The following is a 21280-nucleotide window of genomic DNA, read 5'->3' as shown; positions in this document are numbered from 1 at the left end:
GCAGACGGCGGTCTAAACCGCCAGCGCCATGTAGAACTGTGTGCCCTGCCCCGGCCGCGAATAAACGCCCATTCGCCCGCCATGCAACTGCACGATTTCCTTGCACAGCGCCAAACCAAGCCCGGCACCGCCTTTCTTGCGGCCGACCTGGACGAAGGGCTCGAAGATTCGCCCCTGCTGACCGTAGGCAATGCCTTCACCGTTGTCTTCCACGCTGATAATCACCCGCTCACCATGGCGTCGCGCCTGCAAACGTATCAGTCCGTCCTGGGCGGTATGACGCAAAGCGTTATCGATCAGGTTATCGAGCACCCGGTCCAATTGCGCCTGGTCGGCCTGCAATCTGGGTAACGGCCCCTGCACTTCCACCAACAGTTCGACGCCCTTCTGCGCCGCAGAACCGGCAAAACGTGCCTGAGCCTGCTCCAGTAACTCTTCAATGGAACAAGGCGCCAGCGTGAGTTTCTGCAACCCGTTTTGGTAGCGTGAGAAATTCAGCAGGTCGTTGATCAGCTGCATCAAGCGCTGCATTTCTTCATTCACGGTGTCCAGCAAGTCGGCTTCGCGGGAGTCTTCAGGAAATTTCGCCCGCTCGCGGAACAGACCGAAAGCCATGTGCATCCCGGTCACCGGGGTGCGCAACTCATGGGAGGCGCGCAAGACGAACTCGCTACGTACCCGTTCGAATGCACGCTGTTCAGTGACGTCATGCAGCACCATCACGGCGCCGAGAATGTGGCCCTGCGTATGGCTGACCGGAGTCAGGCTGTAGGTCAGCAACCTCGATTCACCGTCGACCTCGATGCTCAGGTCTTCCGGCGCCCGCTCCAGGGTCCCGCCGCGCAGCACCAGTTGCAGCTGCTCATCCAGTTCGGGACGATCGAGCGCTGTGCCCAACCCTTGACCGAGTCGATCGGTGTCCCAACCCAACTGACGCTGGGCCACGGGGTTGAGGTGTTCCAGATGGCCTTCGCGGTCGATCATCAACAACCCATCGTCGATGCTGTCGAGCACCGCTTGCAGACGCTGCTGGCCGGCGAGCAGTTCGTCGATATTCATCGCCTGGTGCTCGCGCAACGCCTCGGCCATGATGCCGAAGCGCTTGGTCAGCTGGTTCATTTCCTCGGCGGAGGAAACCGGCAGGGTCACTTCGAAATTACCTTGGCCGATGTTGTCAGCGGCCTGGACCAACGCTTCGATCGGAGCGCCAAACCGGCGGGCGATTCCATGGGCGGTCACGAACCCGATGATCAGCACCGCCAGCCCCACCAACCCGAGCAGCCCGGCAATCAGCAACGCGCGTTCCCGGGCCTGGCGCTCGGTGTTGTTGATGTTATCCAGTGCGCGCTTTTGTTCAGTAAGCAGACCGCTGCGAAGGGTGTTGAATTTTTCCGTCAACGCCTCGTTACCGCTCAATACAGGCTTCGGCACTTGTGTCTGATCGTAGACTTGAAGAAAGTCGAGGTAATCAGCCTTGGCCTGTTTGAAACCGTAGCCGCCATTGCCGGATTGCTGAAGCGTGATGCCTTCTTCCAGCAACTCGAGGTAGTGCTGCCTGGCAGTCTCGAACGCTGCGGCATCGGGTTTTTCGTCGATCATGATCATGAGCTGATCGCCCAAGGTCTGACGCAATTTCAACCCCAGGTCCAGCGTGACAAAGTTGGTGCGTACCAGCACTTCCTGGGTGCCGGCCATCTGCATCACGCTGACCAGCCCGAGCAAGAGCCCGAGCAGCGCTACGGTGATCAGCGCCGAAATACTCAGAAACAACCGAGTACGCAGCTTCATCGCCAGTTTCATTGCAGGCTCACAGGTTGTACTGCTTGCGTTTGCGGTACAGGGTCGAGGCATCGATGCCGAGGGTCTTGGCCGCCTGATCCAGGGTATCGGCGGTGGCGAGCACGGCACCGATGTGGGCTTTCTCCAACTCGTCCAGGCTCAACGCCGCGCCAATACGCGGCGCGTTGTTGGTCGGGGTCTCTGCCATCCCGAGGTGGCTGATCTCGACCCGCTCCTGTGGACAGATGATGCTCGCCCGCTCCACCACGTTACGCAGTTCGCGGATGTTTCCGGGCCAGCGGTAACCCAGCAACGCTTCGCGGGCTTCGTCGCTGAAGCCCCGCGCCGGACGCGCGTACTCCTTGACGAAGCGAGCCAGGAAACGGTCGGCCAGGTTCAGAATGTCCTCCCGGCGCTCGCGCAGTGGCGGCAAGTGCAAGGTGATGACGTTCAGGCGATAGAGCAGGTCTTCACGGAAACGGCCGTCGCGCACCATGTCTTCGAGGTTCAGGTTGGTCGCTGCGAGGATGCGCACATCGGCGCGGCGGGTCACCGGATCACCCACGCGCTCGTATTCCTTGTCCTGGATGAAACGCAGCAATTTGGGTTGCAACGTCAAAGGAAAATCGCCGATCTCATCGAGAAACAACGTCCCGCCATCCGCCTGATTGACGCGCCCCAAGGTGCTTTCGCTGGCACCGGTGAACGCGCCGCGGCTGTGGCCGAAGAGTTCACTTTCCATTAATTCAGCGGTCAGGGACGGGCAGTTGATGGTGACGCAGGATTTCTTCTGGCGTTTGCTCCAACCGTGAATGGCTTGGGACAGTTCACCTTTCCCGGTACCGGATTCACCGAGAATCAGAATGTTGGCGTCGGTGCTGGCGACTTGGCGTGCGGTTTCGAGTACCACTTTCATGGCCGGGCTATGGGAATCCAGGCCGTCCTTGGGTTTACGCACTTCGCCTTCAAGGGCTTCCAGACGCGCCGAAAGCTGCCGGACTTCCAGCTGCTTGGCGGTGGCCAGACGCAACTGATCGGGGCTGCAAGGTTTGACGAGGTAGTCGGCGGCACCGGCCTGGATCGCATCTACGGCGGTGTCGACAGCCGAGTGAGCGGTGACGATCACCACCCGCATCCAGGGCGCCTGAATGCGCATCTGGGCCAGCACATCCAGGCCATTGTCTTCACCCAGGCGCAGATCGAGGAAGCACAGATCGAATACCTGACGTTGCAGCAACGCATCGGCCTGCGCTGCACTGTTCGCGGTGGCGACGCTATAGCCTTCATCTTCGAGGCAATAACGAAAGGTTCGCAGAATGGCGGATTCGTCATCCACCAGCAGAATGCGGCCTTGATGCTCAGTGGCTGATTCCATATTCCTGCGCTCCTTTGATGAATGATCTTGGTTAGTCCCGGAAAAATCGGGCAAGTTGCATGGTTGATTCTGATCCATTCCGGCCATGGCAGGGTAGCTCTCTACTCATTCAATAGCTAATGGACTGATTTCTCTGGTTTTTTAATAAAAAACCACTTTTTAGGCAATGACCCACGTCCCTTTCTGACATCCGCGCCCTCCTCTCAATTCAAAAAATCCAAGTTGCCGGGAATCTATCGTGCAATACGCACGACCCTGCACGGCCCATCGTGCAGGATGCGTCCACCCTGGTTTTCAGGGTCAAACTAACTTATTGATTTAAAACGATATTTTTATACAGAGAAGCTGGCATGCAGGCTGCAATGGTCTGGGTAATCAGGGCCATTTGTATCGACGCCCACTGACAAGATCACCACCAGAGTGGGAGGAGTTTCAGGATGAATCGCCAACGTGTCGCCCCATTGCGCATCTCGCCTTTGCATCTTCAACAAGGCCTGTTTGGCGTTCTGGCGCTGTTGATCACGCTGATCGCAGGCCAGCAGTTCCTTCTTTGGGAACAGAGCCAGCAACCAGAGGTTCCGCACGTGTCGATTCAACATGCAACCCAGACCCATTTCAGCGCCGTCAGCAGCAGCCAGGCTGACCTCGCCCCGATGCGAATGATGGACGTCGACCAGGCTCAGCCTGTGGATGAGATGCCTCGTCAGGAACGTTGGGTGTTCTGAGTAAACGAACTTGGCGCGCTCGATGCGCCGGGAAAAGCACCACTAGCAACATCTCTAATATAGAAGCGTAAGGAGAATCACCATGTTGAGCTGGGCAATCACATTCTTGATCATTGCCATCATTGCTGCAGTACTGGGCTTCGGTGGTATCGCGGGCACCGCCACGGGTATCGCCAAGATTCTCTTTGTCGTGTTCCTGGTGATGTTCATTGCTTCGTTCTTCTTTGGCCGTCGCGGTCGAGGCTGAATATGAGCGTTTTGTTAAAGACACTGGCAGCCGCCCTGCTTCTGGGCGGTAGTGCCATGGCGATGGCGGCCAATGATGGCCAGACGCGGGCCACCGAATTACTGAATTCGGACCCGCAGTACCGTGAAACGTGGACTAAAGTCGTTAAAACGGAAGAACGACTGCCGGAATGGGTAATGAACCTGTCTGGCGCTTCCGAGCAAATGAATGCTGTTGAAGAGGATGGCGACAAGTACCTGGTCGGGCCGCTTTGCGAAACGCAACCGACGTGCCTTAACAAACGCTTGATCGTGGCCTTCAGCTTCGACAAAAAGGACGCGTACGCAATGCTGGTCGAAGTGCCCGCAGGGCTGCCGGCCGACAAGTCGCCAACGCGACATGCCGACTACCGCTTCCTCGGCAAACCCGATCAGGGTATGCAGGATCTGTTGATGGAACAGCTCAAGAAGGATCCGAACTGGTACTGAGTTTGAAACACGAAAGGAGCAGCATCGCTTCTTTCCAGTGCGCCACCCGAGGAAGGCAGGCGCATGACCAAGGGGTCGGGACGTTCTGCCTGCTTCAGGGGCGGAGTGACCTACGGGCACATGGAGTGTCTGCGCAAGGGCCTGGTCAGGTATAAAGCTGCGACGCAAGTTCGCCGGACCCGAGTGGCTCGACGGACTTGCGAAGAGCTTCAACGTGCAAAGCGTTGATCTAGAGCACTGCGCCCTATTCCCCCTGCTGCATATTCCCCACAAAACCGTTTCGCGGTGTTTCTTCACGACCGTATATCGAGAAACCTCCGACTTTCGGCAGAAGAGTTTTCGCTGCCAAACGTAGGCTTTTTCCTAAATTTCGCCGTGAATTCAACTGTTTAAAAAACAACCAACCTCCTCTGAAATGGCCGGTTCACGGCACTTATGCCTGCCGAAATGTCGTATTCGAACCGGTTGGGACGCGAGTTTCAATTAAAAAAGCTCATGCCGATTCGGCATAGGGTAGGCGTTTACGGCATTAGACGTCGCTTCCTTGCATCGGAATAGTTGCGCCTTTTTTCGCCTGCCAGAGAGCCGTAATAAAGCGCTCCGGGGCACCTTATACGGGGGCAGATGCACAGACTTTTTCGCCACGAGCGTTCCAGTTCTTGCATTCGCCTGAGTCAAACGCAAGTAAGGGTAAAGATATGAAGAAGGCAAAGCTCAGCCTCGCCTGGCAGATCCTCATCGGTCTGGTTCTGGGGATAGCAATCGGTGCGCTGCTCAACCATTTCAGTGCCGAAAAAGCCTGGTGGATCAGCAACGTCCTGCAACCGGCAGGCGATATCTTTATCCGTCTGATCAAGATGATCGTGATCCCGATCGTCATCTCCTCGTTGATCGTCGGCATCGCTGGCGTAGGCGATGCGAAGAAACTCGGGCGTATCGGCCTCAAGACCATCATTTACTTCGAGATCGTCACCACCATCGCCATCGTGGTCGGTCTGGTGCTGGCCAACGTGTTCCATCCGGGCACCGGCATCGACATGAGCACCCTGGGTACCGTGGATATTTCCAAGTACCAGGCGACGGCTGCCGAGGTTCAGCATGAACACGCGTTCATCGAAACCATCCTCAACCTGATCCCGTCGAACATCTTTGCGGCCATGGCCCGCGGCGAAATGCTGCCGATCATCTTCTTCTCCGTATTGTTCGGACTCGGCTTGTCGAGTCTGCAATCGGACCTGCGCGAGCCGCTGGTGAAGATGTTCCAGGGCGTGTCCGAGAGCATGTTCAAAGTCACCCACATGATCATGAACTATGCCCCGATCGGCGTGTTCGCTCTGATCGCAGTGACCGTGGCCAACTTCGGTTTCGCTTCTCTGATACCGCTGGCCAAACTGGTGATCCTGGTTTATGTCGCCATCGCCTTCTTCGCCTTTGTCATCCTCGGCCTGATTGCCAAGATGTTCGGCTTCTCGGTGATCAAGCTGATGCGCATCTTCAAGGATGAGTTGGTCCTGGCCTACTCCACCGCCAGTTCCGAAACCGTGCTGCCGCGCGTGATCGAGAAGATGGAAGCCTACGGCGCACCGAAAGCCATTTGCAGTTTCGTGGTGCCGACCGGTTACTCGTTCAACCTCGACGGCTCGACCCTGTACCAGAGCATCGCGGCGATCTTCATTGCCCAGCTGTACGGCATCGACCTGTCGATCAGCCAGCAATTGCTGCTGGTGCTGACCCTGATGGTTACGTCCAAAGGCATCGCCGGCGTGCCGGGCGTGTCCTTCGTGGTGCTGCTGGCCACCTTGGGCAGCGTAGGTATTCCGCTCGAAGGCCTGGCATTCATCGCCGGTGTCGACCGCATCATGGACATGGCGCGTACCGCCTTGAACGTGATCGGCAACGCGCTGGCCGTACTGGTCATCTCCCGTTGGGAAGGCATGTACGACGATGCCAAGGGCCAGCGCTACTGGAACTCGCTGCCGCACTGGCGCAGCAAGGAAAAGCTGCCGGCGGGCGAAGTCTCCAGCAACTAACGCAGATCCCTGTAGGAGCATGGCTTGCCAGCGAAGAACGATAACGCGGTGTAACTGATAGACCGCATCGCCTGGATCGCGAGCAAGCTTTGCTCCTACAAGAGCCAAAACAAACCCCGGAGAAATCCGGGGTTTGTCGTTTCTGGCTACCCCGCTATCATTCGCGGCATTCTTCGGGGGATTTAACTGATGCTCAATGGCCTGTGGCTTAGCTTCTTCATCGTGGCTGCCGTTTCAGCGCTGGCGCAATGGCTGATCGGCGGTAACGCCGGGATCTTCGCGGCGATGGTGGAAAGCATTTTCGCCATGGCCAAGTTATCGGTCGAAGTCATGGTCCTGCTGTTCGGCACCCTGACCCTCTGGCTGGGTTTCCTGCGAATTGCCGAGAAAGCCGGGATTGTCGAATGGCTGGCCAAAGCACTGGGCCCGCTGTTTCTGCGACTGATGCCCGAAGTGCCGGCCGGTCACCCGGCCATCGGCCTGATCACGCTCAACTTTGCCGCCAACGGTCTGGGCCTGGACAACGCCGCCACGCCGATTGGCCTTAAAGCCATGAAGTCGCTGCAAGAGCTCAACCCCAGCGACACCATCGCCAGCAACGCGCAGATCCTGTTCCTGGTGCTCAATGCGTCCTCCCTGACCCTGTTGCCGGTGACGATCTTCATGTACCGCGCCCAGCAAGGTGCGCCCGATCCGACGCTGGTGTTCCTGCCGATCCTGCTGGCAACCAGCTGCTCGACACTGGTGGGCCTGCTGTCGGTGGCGTTCATGCAACGTCTGCGGCTGTGGGACCCGGTGGTGCTCGCCTACCTGATTCCCGGTGCCCTGGCCCTCGGTGGCTTCATGGCGCTGCTGGCGACGCTCTCGGCGACCGCTCTGGCCGGCCTGTCATCGATCCTCGGCAACCTGACGCTGTTCGGGCTGATCATGCTGTTTCTGGTGATTGGCGCGTTACGCAAAGTGAAGGTCTACGAAGCGTTTGTCGAAGGCGCCAAGGAAGGCTTCGACGTGGCCAAGAACCTGCTGCCGTATCTGGTGGCTATGCTGTGTGCCGTCGGCGTACTGCGGGCGTCCGGGGCGCTGGACTTTGGTCTGGACGGGATCCGGCATCTGGTGGAGTGGGCCGGTTGGGACACGCGCTTTGTCGACGCACTGCCGACGGCGATGGTCAAACCGTTCTCCGGCAGCGCCGCGCGAGCGATGCTGATCGAGACCATGAAGACGTCTGGTGTGGACAGTTTCCCGGCACTGGTGGCGGCGACGATCCAGGGCAGTACGGAAACGACGTTCTATGTGCTGGCGGTGTACTTCGGTGCGGTGGGCATCCAACGGGCGCGGCATGCGGTGGGGTGTGCGTTGCTGGCTGAGCTTGCCGGTGTTCTCGGCGCGATTGGCGTTTGCTACTGGTTCTTCGGCTAAACGAGAACCCTTGTGGGAGCGAGCCTTTGTGGCGAGGGGACTTGTCCCCGTTGGGTCGCGAAGCGGCCCCAATTTCTGAATTCAAGTTGTATCTGATACACCGAGAACTCAGATTTTGGGACTGCTGCGCAGTCCAACGGGGACAAGTCCCCTCGCCACAAAGGCTCGCTCCCACATTGATGTGTGTAGGTATTCAGGGCCTCAACGGCGGCGCAACTTTCTGTCCTTGCTCCACCGCCCAAGTCACCACCTGCGCCGTCAACTGGTCACTGGCCTGGCCAAACCCGGCCACCACCGCCGGCACCTTTACATCGCTCAACGGCTGACGCACTTCAAAGCGGCGGCTGGCGAGGATGCGCTGGTCATACCCGCGCACCAGCAACGCATCCAGCCGCACGACCACGCTGGCAGCGGTGCCTTGGTACTCGGTCTGGAATGCTTGCAGACTCCCGCCCAATTCCAGATCCGCCTGGAAGTTGCTGTCATCGGTGCTCAGCAACGGCACCCGGCCGTCCCGCTGGAAACCATCCAGCAGTCGATTGCGCAGCAACACCGGTGCCGGATCGCTCCAGCGCGAGGCGGTATAGCTGCTGATCAGATCACCCTGCGGGATCACAGCGATTTTCGCGCTGTTCAACGCTTCGCTGGCCTGCGGCTTGGTCAGGCGCAGGGACCAGCGTTGCGGCGTGCCGTGGCTGGCCGAAACGCTGCTCTGGGCCGACGGCAAGCGATAGACATCGGACGGCTCGGACTTGGGCAGGATCGAGCAGGCGCTGACCAACGTGAAGCCGGCGAGGAGGGCGAGGGTCGCAAGCTTCATGGCGTGAACTCCTTGTTCTTGTCATTACCCAGCAAGTAACCGCTGGGGTTGGCTTCCAGGCGTTGGGAAATGGCCCGCAACGACGTCAGGGTGTCACGCAATTCACGCACTGCGGGCGCCAGGCCATTGAGGCCTTGCATGCCGCTATTCAGCGAGTCTTGGTTGGTCGTGAGCAATTTGTTGATGGTCGCACTGCTTTGCTCCAGCGATTTCATCGCCTGCTCGGCGCTGCCGAACATCTGCTTGCCCTGATCGTTGAGCAGGCCATTGGCATTACGCATCAGCGCCGACGTCTGTTCCAGCATGGCGCCAGCCTGCTTGCCGACGGACGCCAGTTGCTGCATCGCCTGACGAATATCACCGCGCTGGTCGGCGATGGTCCCGGTGGTTTGTTCCAGATGGTCCAGCGTCTTGCTGATGCGCTCGACGTTCTCCGTGGAAAACATCAGGTTCGCGTTATGCATCAGCGTGTTCACACCGGCCATCAAGTCGCCGCTGTCATTCAGCAAGCGAGCGATAGGCGAGGGCGACGCGATAATCACCGGCAGATTGCCGTCCTTGCCCTTGAGCGTCGGACTCTGTGGTGTACCGCCACTGAGCTGAATGATCGACGTGCCGGTGATCCCGGTCAGCGCCAGGATGGCCCGGGTGTCTTCCTTGATCGGCGTATCGCCGCCCAGGCGAATCCGCGCCAACACCCGGCGCGGGTCTTTCGGGTCAAGGCGCAAGGTCACCACGTCGCCGACCATGATCCCGCTGTATTGCACCGCGCTGCCCTTGGACAAGCCGCTGACCGCCTCGTTGAAGACGACTTCATAATCCTTGAACTCGGTGTCGACGCTGGACTTGGCCAGCCACAGACCGAAGAGCAGGGCGCCCGCCACCACAATCACGGTGAACAGGCCGATCAATACATGATGGGCTCGGGTTTCCATGTCAGACCTCATTCAACTGTTGAGCGGCAGTCAACGCCGCGCGGCCGCGAGGGCCATGGAAGTATTCGTGAATCCACGGGTCGTCGGTTTCCGAGACCTTGTCGATAGCGTCCGCCACCAGCACCTTTTTCTGCGCCAGCACCGCCACCCGGTCGGTGATGGTGTAGAGCGTGTCGAGGTCATGGGTAACCAGAAACACACTCAGGCCCAAGGCATCGCGCAGGGTCAGGATCAATTGATCGAATGCCGCCGCGCCAATCGGGTCGAGGCCGGCGGTGGGTTCGTCGAGAAACAGGATGTCCGGGTCCAGCGCCAACGCTCGGGCCAGCGCCGCACGCTTGATCATGCCGCCGGACAGCGAGGCAGGATATTTGTCCGCCGCCGACAGCGGCAGCCCGGCCAGCGCCAGTTTCACCGCCGCCAGATGCTCGGCGTCTTCACGGCTCAGGCCGGCGTGTTCGATCAAGGGCAGGGCGACGTTCTCGGTCACGGTCAGCGAAGAGAACAGCGCGCCTTTCTGGAACAGCACGCCGAAGCGCCGTTCGACCATCGAACGCTCGTGTTCGGACAGCGTCGGCAGGTTCTTGCCGAAGACTTTCACCACGCCTTCGCTGGGCTGGCGCAAGCCGACGATGCTGCGCAGCAACACCGATTTCCCGCTGCCAGAACCGCCGACCACGGCAAGGATTTCGCCCTTATACAAATCCAAGTCGAGGTTCTCGTGCACGCTCTGACTGCCGAAGCGATTGCACAGCCCACGGACTTCGATCACCGCCTCGGAAGGCGCTCGGGGTAAACGACTCACCAGCCCATCTCCATGAAAAACAGCGCGGCCACCGCGTCGAGCACAATCACCACGAAAATCGACTGCACCACGCTCGACGTGGTGTGGGCGCCCACGGACTCGGCGCTGCCACTGACCTTGAAGCCTTCGAGGCAACCGATCGCGGCGATCAGGAAGGCGAAGATCGGCGCTTTGACGATCCCCACCAAAAAGTGCTGAACGCCGATATCGGTTTGCAGCAGCGACAGGAACATCGCCGGTGAAATATCCAGCGACACGGCGCAGACCACTCCACCGCCGATGATCCCCGAGATCATCGCCAGGAAGGTCAGCATCGGCAGCGCCACCAGCAACGCCAATACCCGCGGCACCACCAGCAACTCCATCGGGTCGAGGCCCAATGTGCGGATGGCGTCGATTTCTTCGTTGGCCTTCATCGAACCGATTTGCGCGGTGAACGCACTGGCGGTTCGACCCGCCATCAGGATCGCGGTCAGCAACACGCCGAATTCACGCAGGAAGGAGAACGCCACCAGGTCCACGGTGAAAATACTCGCGCCGAAACTCGCCAGCACCGTCGCCCCGAGAAACGCCACCACGGCGCCGACCAGAAAAGTCAGCAGGGCCACGATGGGCGCGGCGTCGAGGCCAGTCTGTTCGATGTGCGCCACCATCGGCGTAATGCGCCAGCGTTTGGGACGAAACAGACCGCGGGCGATGGTTTCGAGGATCAGGCCGACGAAGCCCAGCAGTTGCAGGGTGTCCTGCCAAACCGTGTCGACTGCACGGCCAATGCGGGTCAGCAGTTGAATGCCGACGCTGATCTCCGGTTCCTTGATCGGCACGCAGAAGTCGCTGAGCGAGCAATAAACCGTCTGCAACAAGGCGCGGTCGGCAGGGGACAACGTGCAATCGGGATGCTCTGCCGATCGGCCCAGACGCTCGGACCCGAGCAATTCCACCAACAGCGACGCCCCGGCGGTGTCGAGCGCACCGAGGCCATTGAGATCGATGTGCGTGCTGTCGTCGTATTGGCCGCGGAGCTTTTCGCTCAGGTGCTTGAGATCGGCGTAATGGGCAAGCGTCCAGTCACCCGTGACCCGCAGTTGTGCCGGGGAGTGAGAGGCGTCTAGCTGGGCATTGCCGGCCATTGTGCTGCTGGTCATAAGCTCCGTGCTTGTTCGGCTATTTACGCAGAGCTACGTAATAGCACGAACCGGATTACTTTTCTTTGATCGGTGTGCTGTCCGAGATTTTGAAGCGCAGCACACCGATCAATTGCCCGTCTTCGGTCAGCACCCGGACCTGCCATTTGCCGGCAGGATTGCCCGGGAAATTCTGCTTGTGGGTCCAGGCGCGGTAGCCTTCCTTGCGCCCGCCGTGGATGTCCAGCGGGATGCGGTCGACCTCTTTGCCGTTGAATTGCCAGACGTGATAGATCCGCTCTTCCAGGCCGCGCGGGGCATTGATCGCGGTGAAGGCATACAGGCCGCCGCCACGAATCTGCTCGGCGCTGACTTCATCTAGACTGGCGCCGGGGGTGCGATCCTGCATCTGGGTGCTGATCGCCACATCGGTCATCCACAGGGTCGCCGGTGGCACCCACGAACGCAGTACCCAGCCGAGGGCGCCGATGCCCAGCGTGATACTCAGGATCGCCAACGCGTTGCGCACCGTGCGGATCGGGAAGATCGAGGCCAGGCTCGGGAACGACAGCAAAACAGCGGTGCCCAGCGCCAGCTTGAAACTCTGTGAAGTGGTCAGGTGCAAAATGACGGGCAGGGCGGTCAACAGGGCGGCGAACAGCGTCAGCGTGTGCAACGCCAGGAACGCCCAGCGCCGGGGCGCCAGCCATTTATAGTAGAGCGGGTCGATGATGGAAATCAGCGCCGCCATGCTCAGCAGCCCGGTAAAGAACAACTGGCCACTGTTCCAGGTCGTGGTGATGAAAAAAAACGGCAAGACGAAGAACAGACTTTCCTGGTGGATCATCTGCGTGGCGTAACGCAGCAAAGGTTGGGGAATTTCGCGCTTGAAGAGCTTGGTGAACAACTTGGTCAGGCTGTTTTCCAGCATCAGCCAGATCCAGCTGAGCACCATGATGATGGTGATCCAGGTCGCCAGGCCCTGTTGCCGATCCACCAGGATGAAGCTGCCGACCCCGGAGATAAAACCACCGAGCGCAATGACCCCTGGATAGCGCTTCATCAATTCCAGGATGCGCTGGACGTACAGGGTCAGAGTAGGCATTCGGCGGTTCGCCATAGTCGTGGGAAAAATCCTCAACAGAGTACCGCCCGTGGAGCGGTGTGGCGAGGTCCGCAATCCGATCATAAAACCCTGTAGCAGCTGGCGTAGCCTGCGTTCGGCTGCGCAGCAGTCGTCAAACCATTCACCGCGGTGTATCAGGTACATGTGGCAAATCGGATTGGCGACTGCTTCGCAGCCGAACGCAGGCTACGCCAGCTGCTACACGGTTGGTCGCGCTCTTCGGTGAAAGCGCCAGCTCAGCAGCATCAACACCACAAGACCAAACACCCCGGCCATCGCCCACATCAACTGGTCATCACTCATCAGCGGCTTCTCGATCCGCAGATACCCCGGCGACACGAGCAACTCGCGCATGGCCTTGTTCGCTTCCGCCAGCGTCACGCCTTGCAGTTCCCTGGCCGGGTCGGCGAAACGCCCGTCCTGGTAGTCCCCCAGCGCGCTCCAGTAGTAATCGGCCAGCGCGCTGTTGCCTTGCACGGCCCAGGCCTGGCGGGTGATGGCGGCCTGTTTGAGGCGGTTGAAGGTATCTGCGTCGAGACCATCCTTGAGCAAATCGGCCTTCAAATCCTCTAGCACCTGTTGGGCTTCAGGCACGTCGTCACGCTCAAGGTCGGCGTTCAGGCTCATGAATCCGACCCCGCCAAACACCTCGCGCTTGGCCGAGGGACCGTAGGACAAACCGTGGGCCAGGCGCAGTTGGCGATAGAGCGCCCAGTCCAGATAGTCCTTGAGCAAGTCGAAGGTTTCGTCGTGCTGATCCTGCAGCACCGGTTCCGGCACCAGCCAATGCAACTTGGCTCCGCCGCCGACGAAACCATCGCTCAGCGTTCGTTCATGGGCGGCACTGGCCTGGATTTCCGGCAAGGGCAGGTGATCGGTAGGGTCGACGGCTTCAAGTGCGCCATAGGAGCGTTCCAGATACGCCGGCAACAACTTGTCGAGCTCGCCGACCACGATCAGCGTCATGTTGTTGGGCGCGTACCAGGCCTTGCGCACCGTCTCCAGTTGCTCGCGGGTCAGGTCATCGACCTCGGCCCGCTCGGGGCATTTGAGACCCAGTTCCACCGCCAGCTGATTACTCGCGGTATGGCCCAGGTCCTGACGATCCAGCCAGCGTTGCAAGTGTGAGTAATGGCCGCCGTCTTCGCGCTCGACCACTTGTTTGGCAGCCTTGATGGCGTTGTCGTCGATTCGGGTCTGGGTCAGGAGCGCCAGGAGCAGGTCGAGCACCTTGCGCTGGTTTTTCGCCGGGGCTTCGATGACGAACGTGGTGTCCGCATTGCTGGTGAACGCGTTCCACTCACCGCCCAAGGCCTGCATGCGCTCTTCCAGACCACCTTCGCCGGTGGCATCGATGCCGCTGAACAACAAGTGCTCAAGCAAGTGCGGCAGCTCCTTGTCGGCACAGCTGAAATCATCCAGGCCTACGCCGACCACCAGACGAATCGCCACATGCCCGCGCTCGGTGCCGGGCTTGAGCAGCAATTGCAGACCGTTGGGCAGCGTATAGCCCTCGACCTGGAAACGATCCAGGGCAAATGAAGGTAAAGAGCCAAGCAACAGACAGGCAAACAGCAGACAACGCATAGCAAGCTTCCAGGCAACCAATCGGAGATCCATGTCGTCCTTCAGGCCGCCTTCGCGAGCAAGCCCGCTCCCACAGTGGATCTTTGGTGGACTCGGAAACTGTGTCCGACCAAATCACCTGTGGGAGCGGGCTTGCTCGCGAAGGCGGTCTTGAGGCTGAACCAATGTAACTGACTGACCACACCGCCAGACGTTCAAGGCGAATGCGTGATGTCAGCCATATCGTCGACCGCCAGTGCACCGGTGTCCGACGTTTCCAGCACCACATAAGCGCTGCTGCAGAACAGCGAATTCAAGCGCTTCATGTCGGCGATCAGCTCCAGGTGCAGCGAACTGGTCTCGATACTCTGCACGATCTTACGTTGCAAGCGGCTGACGTGAGCATGGGCCAGGCGGCGTTCCTGTGCGCGAAAGCGACGTTTCTCACGCAGTAATTGGCGGGCACTTTCCTTGTCGGCACTGAGAAACACCGACAACCCCAGACGCAGGTTGGAGATCAACTGGCTGTGCAACCCGGCCAATTCTTCCAGCCCAACCTCGGAAAAAGTCCGGCGCTGCGAGGTTTTCTGCTGCTGTACCTTGCGCAGCATGCGTTCGATCAAATCGCTGGCCAGTTTGAGGTTGATCGCCAGTTCGATGATTTCCGCCCAGCGTCGACTGTCTTGATCGCTCAAGTCTTCGCGGGGCATTTGCGCCAGGTAGAGCTTGATCGCGCTGTAGAGCGCTTCGACATCATCCGTCAGTTTGCGCATTTCCTGGGTGATGGCGGATTGTTTGCCGCGCAGCACGTCGAGCATCGCTTCGAGCATGTTGTCGATCAGATCGCCCATGCGCAGGGTTTCGCGCGCGGCGTTGGCCAGCGCCAGGCTGGGTGTGACCAGCGCCGTCGGATCGAGGTGTCGGGGTTTCGCCGTGCCGTTGAGCTCCGGCCGCTCCGGCAGCAGCCACGCGCAGAGCCTGGCCATCGGGCCGACACTGGGCAACAGGACCAGGCAGCGCGCGGTGTTGTAGAGCAGATGGAAGCCGATGACCATTTCCTGAGGACTGAAGTCGAGGCTGTCGATCCAGCGCACCAACGGGTCCAGCACCGGAATGATCAGCAGCAGCCCAATCAGCTTGTACAGCAGGCTGCCGAGCGCCACCTGACGCCCGGCGGCGTTTTGCATGCTGGTGCTGAGGAACGCGAGGATGCCGCTACCGATGTTGGCACCGATCACCAGACCGATGGCCACCGGCAGGCTGATCACACCAGCACCAGCCAGGGTCGCGGTCAGCAGGACGGCGGCCAGGCTGGAGTAGGAAATCATTGCGAACAACGCGCCCACCAGGGCATCCAGCAGGATGTCGCCGGTCAGTGAGGCGAAAATCACCTTCACCCCCTGCGCCTGGGTAATCGGCGCGGCGGATTCGACGATCAGTTGCAACGCCAGGATGATCAGCCCGAGGCCGATGCTGACGCGACCCATCTGACCCAGCCGGGTCTGCTTGCGGGACAGAAAGAAAATCACCCCGAGGAAGATCAGCAGCGGCGACAGCCACGACAAATCGAGCGTCAGCACCCGCGCCATCAGCGCGGTACCAACATCCGCGCCGAGCATCGTCGCGAGGGCGGGCGTCAACGCCATCAGGCCCTGACCGACAAAAGAAGTGACGAGCATGGCCGTGGCGTTGCTGCTCTGAACCATCGCGGTGACGACGATCCCCGAGATGAACGCGAGCCAGCGTTTGGACATATTCTGGCCGATCACATGGCGCAGATTGGAACCGTAGACCCGCAGGATGCCGGTTCGGACGATATGCGTGCCCCAGATCAACAAGGCCACGGCAGATAACAAATTGAGCAGGGTGAGCATGCAGGCCCCCTGTGGTGGTAGCGCCCCAAAGGGGCAAATTGACGGTGCCGCGCGACGTTCTACGTTCTGTACTTAAGCTGTAGTTGGCTAACGGTCTGGGCGCCAGCATCGCATAGCTAAAGAAGTGATTGAAACAAAACTGTCATGAAAACAGTTCGATGCAGAAATGAAGAAGGGACCCGAGGGTCTCGGCCGTACAGTTGAAACGGTGCGCGAACACAACTCCTGTGGCGAGGGAGCTTGCTCCCGCTGGGCTGCGTAGCAGTCCTAAAATCGGCGGGAGTTCAATCGCTAAAGATATCGTCGCCTAGCCCTACGTCGATCAAATATTTGGCTGTCTCGGGGTTTCGTTCAGCGCAGCGGGCATAACATTTGATGTGAAGGATCAAACTGTATTTGTGCGGAATCAACAAGATGACGCCGTCAACTTGATCAAAGAGTTTCGCCTGAAGCCGCGCCTTATCCTCCTTGGTTTCTATTTTTAGCCAGTCGTTACCCTCCGCAGGCTCTGGAGTCCACCCGAGTTGATTGAACTTTTGTTGTAACTTCTCAAGGAGTGCTACCGTTTGCCCGAACGGCAAGGTTTCCAGCATCGGCGACGTAGTCAGGGTGATCGCTTTGAATTTGGACCAACTGATCGCACCGAACGTGGTAGCGGGCAGCGTAAAACCATAGTCGGGGTCATCAAATCTGATGACGACTGGATGGCTGATCCAGGTAGAGCTCGGATGAGGTGGATCTTTAGCGTCGTTAGGATCCCCAGGATAAATTGCCGTATTGCCATAAACAGGGAATGTCGAGTCTTGTGCGACTTCTGTGTATGACTTCCCGATATGAACGTTCAAAAAATCAACTGGGTGGTGAAAGGAAGTCAGACAAATGAACAGGGTAAAAAACGCTGCTCTTTGCAAACACCAACGCCGCCTTCTGGAGCGGCTCCTCATTCGCTGTAGTAATCCGAACCGACACTGACATCAATCAGATACTTCGCCGTTTTCGGCTCGCGCTCATCACAGCGGGCGTAGCATTTGACGTTAAGCGCAAGACTGTATTTGTGGGGTATCAACAGCACGGCCACCACCACGTGGTCAAACAGTTCAGCCTGAAGCGTTCTTTTATCATCCTCGGTAGCGGTTTCAACCCAAGGGTTTCTTTCGGCATTCCACAGTACCCAACCAGCATTTTTGAGTTGGTTCTGTAACTGATCGAGTACCACAATCAATTGGTCGAACGGCACCGTTTCAAGCATCGGAGAAGTCGTCATAGTCGAGACTTTGCCCTCATCAAATCCAATCGCGCCAAACTTGGTAGCGGGCAGCGTAAAGCCATGCTCAGGATCATCAAAATGGATAATGACCGGATTGGAGATCCATGTAGAGCTAGGGTGCGGTGGGTCGCTGGGGTAAATAGCTGTATTGGCACTCACCGGAAATGTTGAGTCAGCAACGGTGTCGTCGAAGGTCTTTCCAATATGGGCACTCAGAATGTCCGTGCCCCAGTTGAAATAGATGATAGTGGCGCCTACAAAAATTGCACTGAGACTTATCAGCACAACTCTATTTAAGAACCGCATTATCGAATTCCCCCGCCTTGTGATATCTCTGTTATGGATTGCTTGAGCTTCGCTCCTGAGGCAGGATCCTTCAGCAGCGCATTGAATTGGGTTGCCGCTCGTAGCACAAACTCCATGCGTTGATCTTTATCCGCCAAATTTGCCAATGGATTGCTACCAAAGGCCACTTTTCGACCGTCTGGTGCTTTGCATTGGCTTGCCAAGGTCAACTGTATTTCCTCTGCAGCTCCAGACAGCAATCCCGTGACCACAGACACGACATCACCGGCATGAGTACCACGCATCAGAAGGGCAAATTGTGTGTTGTCGTACATCGCGGGCTGCAGAATGTTCAGCTGTTCGTGACGAGCCATGAATTCGACACTTTTAGCAATATTTCCTTCATCAATGGCTCTAAATGTGTCGCTTATTTCTGAGCGCAGTACACCGAATTCCACTTTGTCGGCGATAGGCCAGAGAACTTCGTTCTTGAGTTTGTTGCGTTGAGGAAGACAAGTTTGCATTTCCTTGAAACCACGCATCATAAAAAATCGATGCAATGGGTAAACGTCGAGAAACAGAGAGGTATTCCCGAGCGCTAACATCTCGTAAACATAGTCCAACTGCTGCTGAACAGCGGAGCGGGAGTTGTCGCCGAAGGTAATATCCTCAGTGGGAAGAGGATTGGCCGCTTTGGCGCTCGCTAACTCTTTCTCGATTTCCGGATCAGTCTTGCTGAGCTTGAACCCAAACCCTTCGAAAAGGGTTTCCGATTTCCCCGTCCGCAATTTCTCCTGCGCAGCCTTCTGCGCCGCAATAGCCGTTTGCAACTTGGTGGCATGGATCAACCCACACCCCACCTGCTTCGAAGCAAACGCCGCCAACCCCGCCCACTGAAACCGGTTATCCGCCAGCCACAACTGTGCATAAGCCGCGTTGATCTTGCGGTTGCGGGCTTGCGGGTCGGCAATCAACACACCGCCCGGTGCCACCCATTCTTCGGCTTCTTTCTGAAATCTGCGCCACAGGCAGTTACAGGTCAGCAATGGCACTTCGACGCGGGTTTTCGGGTTGGGGCCGGCCTTGGTGGTTTCGCGCTTGCAAGCGGGGAGTTCGCAGGTGCTGTTCCAGAGTTTCTTCATGTCCAGGTCGTCTGGGGCCATGCATTGTCCAGTCATTTCATTCTTCCTTGAGGCGTCAGACAGTCCAGCGGACTACGGCGAGGTCAGGCTGCAGGGTAGCGACGCTTTGGGTCATGCCCTCAGCGTTGGTCTGGCCTTTGACGATGCGGCCTTCGGCGGTTTCGATTTCGTAGTCCTGTTGGGCAATCGGCTCGCCATTGCCGGCGCTGATGGCTTTGAACTCGACCAAGGGCTGACCAATGATCGGCAGGGGCGGAATGAATGGCGTGGGGGTATGAGAGCTGCCGATGATGACGTTGCCGGAGCCGCCAATTACCACACCGCCATGGCTGGTGGTGCTATCGAGCGTCATGGCGTTCAGGCCGTTGATGAACACGGTTGAAGAAAATCCGCCGTTCAGGACCTGGCCGCAGGTGCATTTGTCGCTGACCCGAGCGGCGGCGAGACCGTTGAAAAAGACATCGGGTGAGCCGCTGGCAATCGGGTTGGTGCCGTGGCCGGGAAGGGGACAGGTGGTCGGGTCTGTGAGGCGTGCAGCCGGTTTTCCAGACATATGCATTCCTTGGCTTTGTCGTTTGATGCGAGCGAGGGACGCTAACCACCAGAGCTCTGTGCGTCAACCTTTGGAAAAAATCCGTCGGTAAGCAGTCGGTTGTTTTGGTGTGATTCACGCGTTTTTGCAGTGCGTGTTTAAAGACATCCGGCGTTACTTCTCGGAGGCTACAACGTCTTGCGTCGTTGCCTACGGCTACGCCAGAATCCGCCGGCTTGTGCGCCTTGACCCTGCTCTTTATCGTTTATCCATCGCTAAAAACAGCGATCGGGTTTGGTAGCCCGGAGTCTGGCGCATAGCCACTTTTTGCGGACGCTTTTTCAGGTCGTAGCTTATGGTGGCCATGCGCAGGGTCCCTTCGGGGGCGCCGGTTCCAGTACTCCGGTCTACCAACCTGTGTATGGCCGCCACCTTCGTTTGGTAGCGAGAGTGAAGGCTCCATGTAACCAGTACTGGAGTTCTATCTATGTTCAAGGCAACGCCCAACCCACCGGACACCGACCCGGTCCCCCACGACTTCCCACCACGCAAACCCAGCACGATCTTCTTCATAGACCCAAAGGTCGATAACGAAACCCTGCTCGCTCACGCCTGCGAGTCGTTGGCGTCGGCCAGTGTCATGGCCAGTGATTTCGCCGCACGAATGGAAGGCACGCATCGCAATACCCTGCTGGGGATTCAGCAAAACATCATGTTGGGGGAGTTGGCGGTGAATCGAGTGCTGGATAACCTCGATCCGCCTGGGTAATCACTGAGCAAAAAAATGTGGGAGTGAGCCTGCTCGCGATAGCGGCCTCTCAGTCAACATCGATGTTGAATGTAATGGCCCCATCGCGAGCAAGCTCGCTCCCACAGGTTTTGTGCACTGACTGACACCAGCCAGTGCACAGGTTCGGGTTACTGCCCCGGAATGTCCTTGCGCAGTTTCACCGGATCTTGCTGTTTGCGTTTTTTCGCAATCGCGGTGCGCATCTTGATGTTGATCGCTTCCACCGCCAGCGAGAACGCCATGGCGAAGTACACGTAGCCTTTTGGCAAATGCACTTCGAAGGACTCGGCAATCAACACAGTACCGACCAGCAACAGGAACGACAGCGCCAGCATTTTCAGCGACGGGTGCTTGTCGATGAATTCGCTGATGGTGCCAGCCGCCAGCATCATCACCAGTACGGCGACGATGATCGCAGCGACCATGACCGGCACATGGGAAACCATACCCACGGCGGTGATCACCGAATCCAGGGAGAACACGATGTCGATAATCGCAATCTGGATGATGGTGTACAGGAAGCTGCCACCCTTGGCGGTCGGTTCCTCGTGGGTCTCATCCTCGCCTTCCAGCGCGTGGTACATCTCTTGCGAGCTCTTCCACAGCAGGAACAGACCACCGAAGAACAGGATCAGGTCTCGCCCGGAAATACCCTGGCCGAACATTTCGAACAGGTCGGCGGTGAGGCGCATGACCCAGGTGATCGACAGCAACAACAGGATCCGCGTGACCATTGCCAGCGCCAGGCCGAAGATCCGGGTTCGCTGCTGCATGTGTTTGGGCATGCGGCTGACCAGGATCGAAATCATGATGATGTTATCGATACCCAGGACGATTTCCAGGGCGGTCAGGGTAAAGAAGGCAACCCAGATTTCAGGGTTGGTCAGCCATTCCATGTGTATTCCTTTGAGCGAGTGTTAAACCAGAACGGGCCCGGGCTTCAAACAGCGAAGCCTGGACCCGTTGTGGTGA

At 58.4% G+C, this 21280-nt stretch carries 20 protein-coding genes; 6 read left to right on the top strand and 14 right to left on the bottom strand.

Going from position 1 to position 21280, the window contains the following annotated elements:
* Positions 1-12 precede the first annotated feature (12 nt).
* The gene (locus ACIQV9_RS20905; RefSeq protein ID WP_403105240.1) at positions 13-1800 is read right to left on the bottom strand and encodes an ATP-binding protein; all 1788 of its coding nucleotides are present in this window, start codon (positions 1798-1800) and stop codon (positions 13-15) included.
* Positions 1801-1807: 7 nt separating this feature from the next.
* Complete coding sequence (gene algB / locus ACIQV9_RS20900) at positions 1808-3154, bottom strand: sigma-54-dependent response regulator transcription factor AlgB (protein WP_010465602.1); 1347 nt, start codon at positions 3152-3154, stop codon at positions 1808-1810.
* A 437-nt stretch (positions 3155-3591) separates the two neighbouring features.
* Here algB and ACIQV9_RS20895 point away from each other — a divergent pair, with 437 nt between their 5' ends.
* The 5 genes from ACIQV9_RS20895 (at position 3592) to ACIQV9_RS20875 (ending at position 8042) form a co-directional block, all read left to right on the top strand.
* The gene (locus ACIQV9_RS20895) at positions 3592-3879 is read left to right on the top strand and encodes a hypothetical protein (RefSeq protein ID WP_403105236.1); all 288 of its coding nucleotides are present in this window, start codon (positions 3592-3594) and stop codon (positions 3877-3879) included.
* Between the two features lie 82 nt (positions 3880-3961).
* Positions 3962-4126, top strand: a complete 165-nt coding sequence (locus ACIQV9_RS20890; RefSeq protein WP_003177151.1) for a DUF1328 domain-containing protein — start codon at positions 3962-3964, stop codon at positions 4124-4126.
* A 2-nt stretch (positions 4127-4128) separates the two neighbouring features.
* Positions 4129-4593: an inhibitor of vertebrate lysozyme family protein gene (locus ACIQV9_RS20885; protein WP_403105232.1), complete on the top strand. Its 465-nt coding sequence runs from the start codon at positions 4129-4131 to the stop codon at positions 4591-4593.
* Positions 4594-5291: 698 nt separating this feature from the next.
* The gene (gene gltP / locus ACIQV9_RS20880) at positions 5292-6623 is read left to right on the top strand and encodes a glutamate/aspartate:proton symporter GltP (protein ID WP_109627055.1); all 1332 of its coding nucleotides are present in this window, start codon (positions 5292-5294) and stop codon (positions 6621-6623) included.
* A gap of 189 nt (positions 6624-6812) precedes the next feature.
* The gene (locus ACIQV9_RS20875) at positions 6813-8042 is read left to right on the top strand and encodes a nucleoside recognition domain-containing protein (protein ID WP_403105228.1); all 1230 of its coding nucleotides are present in this window, start codon (positions 6813-6815) and stop codon (positions 8040-8042) included.
* Positions 8043-8235: 193 nt separating this feature from the next.
* Here the strand turns inward: ACIQV9_RS20875 and ACIQV9_RS20870 are convergent, their stop codons facing one another.
* The 11 genes from ACIQV9_RS20870 to ACIQV9_RS20820 all read right to left on the bottom strand — a co-directional run bounded on the left by ACIQV9_RS20870 (position 8236) and on the right by ACIQV9_RS20820 (position 19566).
* A complete protein-coding gene (locus tag ACIQV9_RS20870; RefSeq protein WP_403105226.1) occupies positions 8236-8862 on the bottom strand; it encodes an ABC-type transport auxiliary lipoprotein family protein in 627 nt (208 codons plus the stop codon).
* The gene (locus tag ACIQV9_RS20865) at positions 8859-9797 is read right to left on the bottom strand and encodes an MlaD family protein (protein ID WP_403105223.1); all 939 of its coding nucleotides are present in this window, start codon (positions 9795-9797) and stop codon (positions 8859-8861) included. The genes ACIQV9_RS20870 and ACIQV9_RS20865 overlap by 4 nt, the downstream gene beginning before the upstream one ends.
* Before the next feature lies 1 nt (position 9798).
* Positions 9799-10602, bottom strand: a complete 804-nt coding sequence (locus ACIQV9_RS20860; protein ID WP_219094742.1) for an ABC transporter ATP-binding protein — start codon at positions 10600-10602, stop codon at positions 9799-9801.
* On the bottom strand, positions 10599-11747 hold the full coding sequence (locus tag ACIQV9_RS20855; RefSeq protein ID WP_403105220.1) for an MlaE family lipid ABC transporter permease subunit: 1149 nt from the start codon (positions 11745-11747) through the stop codon (positions 10599-10601). Before ACIQV9_RS20855 ends, ACIQV9_RS20860 begins: the two co-directional genes overlap by 4 nt.
* Positions 11748-11802: 55 nt before the next feature.
* Complete coding sequence (locus ACIQV9_RS20850) at positions 11803-12831, bottom strand: DUF5924 family protein (RefSeq protein ID WP_403105217.1); 1029 nt, start codon at positions 12829-12831, stop codon at positions 11803-11805.
* Positions 12832-13050: 219 nt separating this feature from the next.
* Complete coding sequence (locus ACIQV9_RS20845) at positions 13051-14439, bottom strand: M16 family metallopeptidase (RefSeq protein WP_403105214.1); 1389 nt, start codon at positions 14437-14439, stop codon at positions 13051-13053.
* Between the two features lie 194 nt (positions 14440-14633).
* Complete coding sequence (locus ACIQV9_RS20840; protein WP_403105211.1) at positions 14634-16292, bottom strand: Na/Pi cotransporter family protein; 1659 nt, start codon at positions 16290-16292, stop codon at positions 14634-14636.
* 284 nt (positions 16293-16576) lie between these two features.
* Entirely contained in the window at positions 16577-17203 is a 627-nt protein-coding gene (locus ACIQV9_RS20835) for a hypothetical protein (protein WP_403105209.1), read from the bottom strand.
* Positions 17204-17232: 29 nt separating this feature from the next.
* Positions 17233-17865 (bottom strand): hypothetical protein, encoded by a 633-nt coding sequence (locus ACIQV9_RS20830; RefSeq protein WP_403105207.1) that lies wholly within the window; start codon positions 17863-17865, stop codon positions 17233-17235.
* Positions 17865-19022: a DUF2515 family protein gene (locus tag ACIQV9_RS20825; protein ID WP_403105205.1), complete on the bottom strand. Its 1158-nt coding sequence runs from the start codon at positions 19020-19022 to the stop codon at positions 17865-17867. Before ACIQV9_RS20825 ends, ACIQV9_RS20830 begins: the two co-directional genes overlap by 1 nt.
* A 19-nt stretch (positions 19023-19041) precedes the next feature.
* Positions 19042-19566 carry a PAAR domain-containing protein gene (locus tag ACIQV9_RS20820; RefSeq protein WP_403105409.1) on the bottom strand — a complete coding sequence of 175 codons (525 nt, stop codon included), beginning with the start codon at positions 19564-19566 and terminating at the stop codon, positions 19042-19044.
* Positions 19567-20005: 439 nt separating this feature from the next.
* On the opposite strand from ACIQV9_RS20820, the gene ACIQV9_RS20815 reads away from it, so the two are divergent.
* Complete coding sequence (locus ACIQV9_RS20815) at positions 20006-20287, top strand: DUF6124 family protein (RefSeq protein WP_403105202.1); 282 nt, start codon at positions 20006-20008, stop codon at positions 20285-20287.
* A gap of 149 nt (positions 20288-20436) precedes the next feature.
* Here ACIQV9_RS20815 and ACIQV9_RS20810 read toward each other — a convergent pair whose 3' ends face one another.
* Positions 20437-21204, bottom strand: a complete 768-nt coding sequence (locus ACIQV9_RS20810) for a TerC family protein (protein WP_131059072.1) — start codon at positions 21202-21204, stop codon at positions 20437-20439.
* Positions 21205-21280: the final 76 nt, after the last annotated feature.

The organism is Pseudomonas sp. NPDC099000, from assembly GCF_044759925.1.
Lineage (GTDB): Bacteria > Pseudomonadota > Gammaproteobacteria > Pseudomonadales > Pseudomonadaceae > Aquipseudomonas.
The sequence above is the reverse complement of the archived record's forward strand: the minus strand, read 5'-3'. Positions and strand labels throughout refer to the sequence as shown.

Coding starts and splice junctions, on each gene's coding strand:
- ACIQV9_RS20855 (WP_403105220.1), bottom strand. CDS start 11,747: ATGACCAGCAGCACAATGGCCGGCAATGCCCAGCTAGACGCCTCTCAC.
- algB (WP_010465602.1), bottom strand. CDS start 3,154: ATGGAATCAGCCACTGAGCATCAAGGCCGCATTCTGCTGGTGGATGAC.
- ACIQV9_RS20885 (WP_403105232.1), top strand. CDS start 4,129: ATGAGCGTTTTGTTAAAGACACTGGCAGCCGCCCTGCTTCTGGGCGGT.
- ACIQV9_RS20845 (WP_403105214.1), bottom strand. CDS start 14,439: ATGCGTTGTCTGCTGTTTGCCTGTCTGTTGCTTGGCTCTTTACCTTCA.
- ACIQV9_RS20830 (WP_403105207.1), bottom strand. CDS start 17,865: ATGCGGTTCTTAAATAGAGTTGTGCTGATAAGTCTCAGTGCAATTTTT.
- ACIQV9_RS20890 (WP_003177151.1), top strand. CDS start 3,962: ATGTTGAGCTGGGCAATCACATTCTTGATCATTGCCATCATTGCTGCA.
- ACIQV9_RS20840 (WP_403105211.1), bottom strand. CDS start 16,292: ATGCTCACCCTGCTCAATTTGTTATCTGCCGTGGCCTTGTTGATCTGG.
- ACIQV9_RS20825 (WP_403105205.1), bottom strand. CDS start 19,022: ATGACTGGACAATGCATGGCCCCAGACGACCTGGACATGAAGAAACTC.
- ACIQV9_RS20815 (WP_403105202.1), top strand. CDS start 20,006: ATGTTCAAGGCAACGCCCAACCCACCGGACACCGACCCGGTCCCCCAC.
- ACIQV9_RS20875 (WP_403105228.1), top strand. CDS start 6,813: ATGCTCAATGGCCTGTGGCTTAGCTTCTTCATCGTGGCTGCCGTTTCA.
- ACIQV9_RS20865 (WP_403105223.1), bottom strand. CDS start 9,797: ATGGAAACCCGAGCCCATCATGTATTGATCGGCCTGTTCACCGTGATT.
- gltP (WP_109627055.1), top strand. CDS start 5,292: ATGAAGAAGGCAAAGCTCAGCCTCGCCTGGCAGATCCTCATCGGTCTG.
- ACIQV9_RS20810 (WP_131059072.1), bottom strand. CDS start 21,204: ATGGAATGGCTGACCAACCCTGAAATCTGGGTTGCCTTCTTTACCCTG.
- ACIQV9_RS20850 (WP_403105217.1), bottom strand. CDS start 12,831: ATGCCTACTCTGACCCTGTACGTCCAGCGCATCCTGGAATTGATGAAG.
- ACIQV9_RS20895 (WP_403105236.1), top strand. CDS start 3,592: ATGAATCGCCAACGTGTCGCCCCATTGCGCATCTCGCCTTTGCATCTT.
- ACIQV9_RS20905 (WP_403105240.1), bottom strand. CDS start 1,800: ATGAAACTGGCGATGAAGCTGCGTACTCGGTTGTTTCTGAGTATTTCG.
- ACIQV9_RS20870 (WP_403105226.1), bottom strand. CDS start 8,862: ATGAAGCTTGCGACCCTCGCCCTCCTCGCCGGCTTCACGTTGGTCAGC.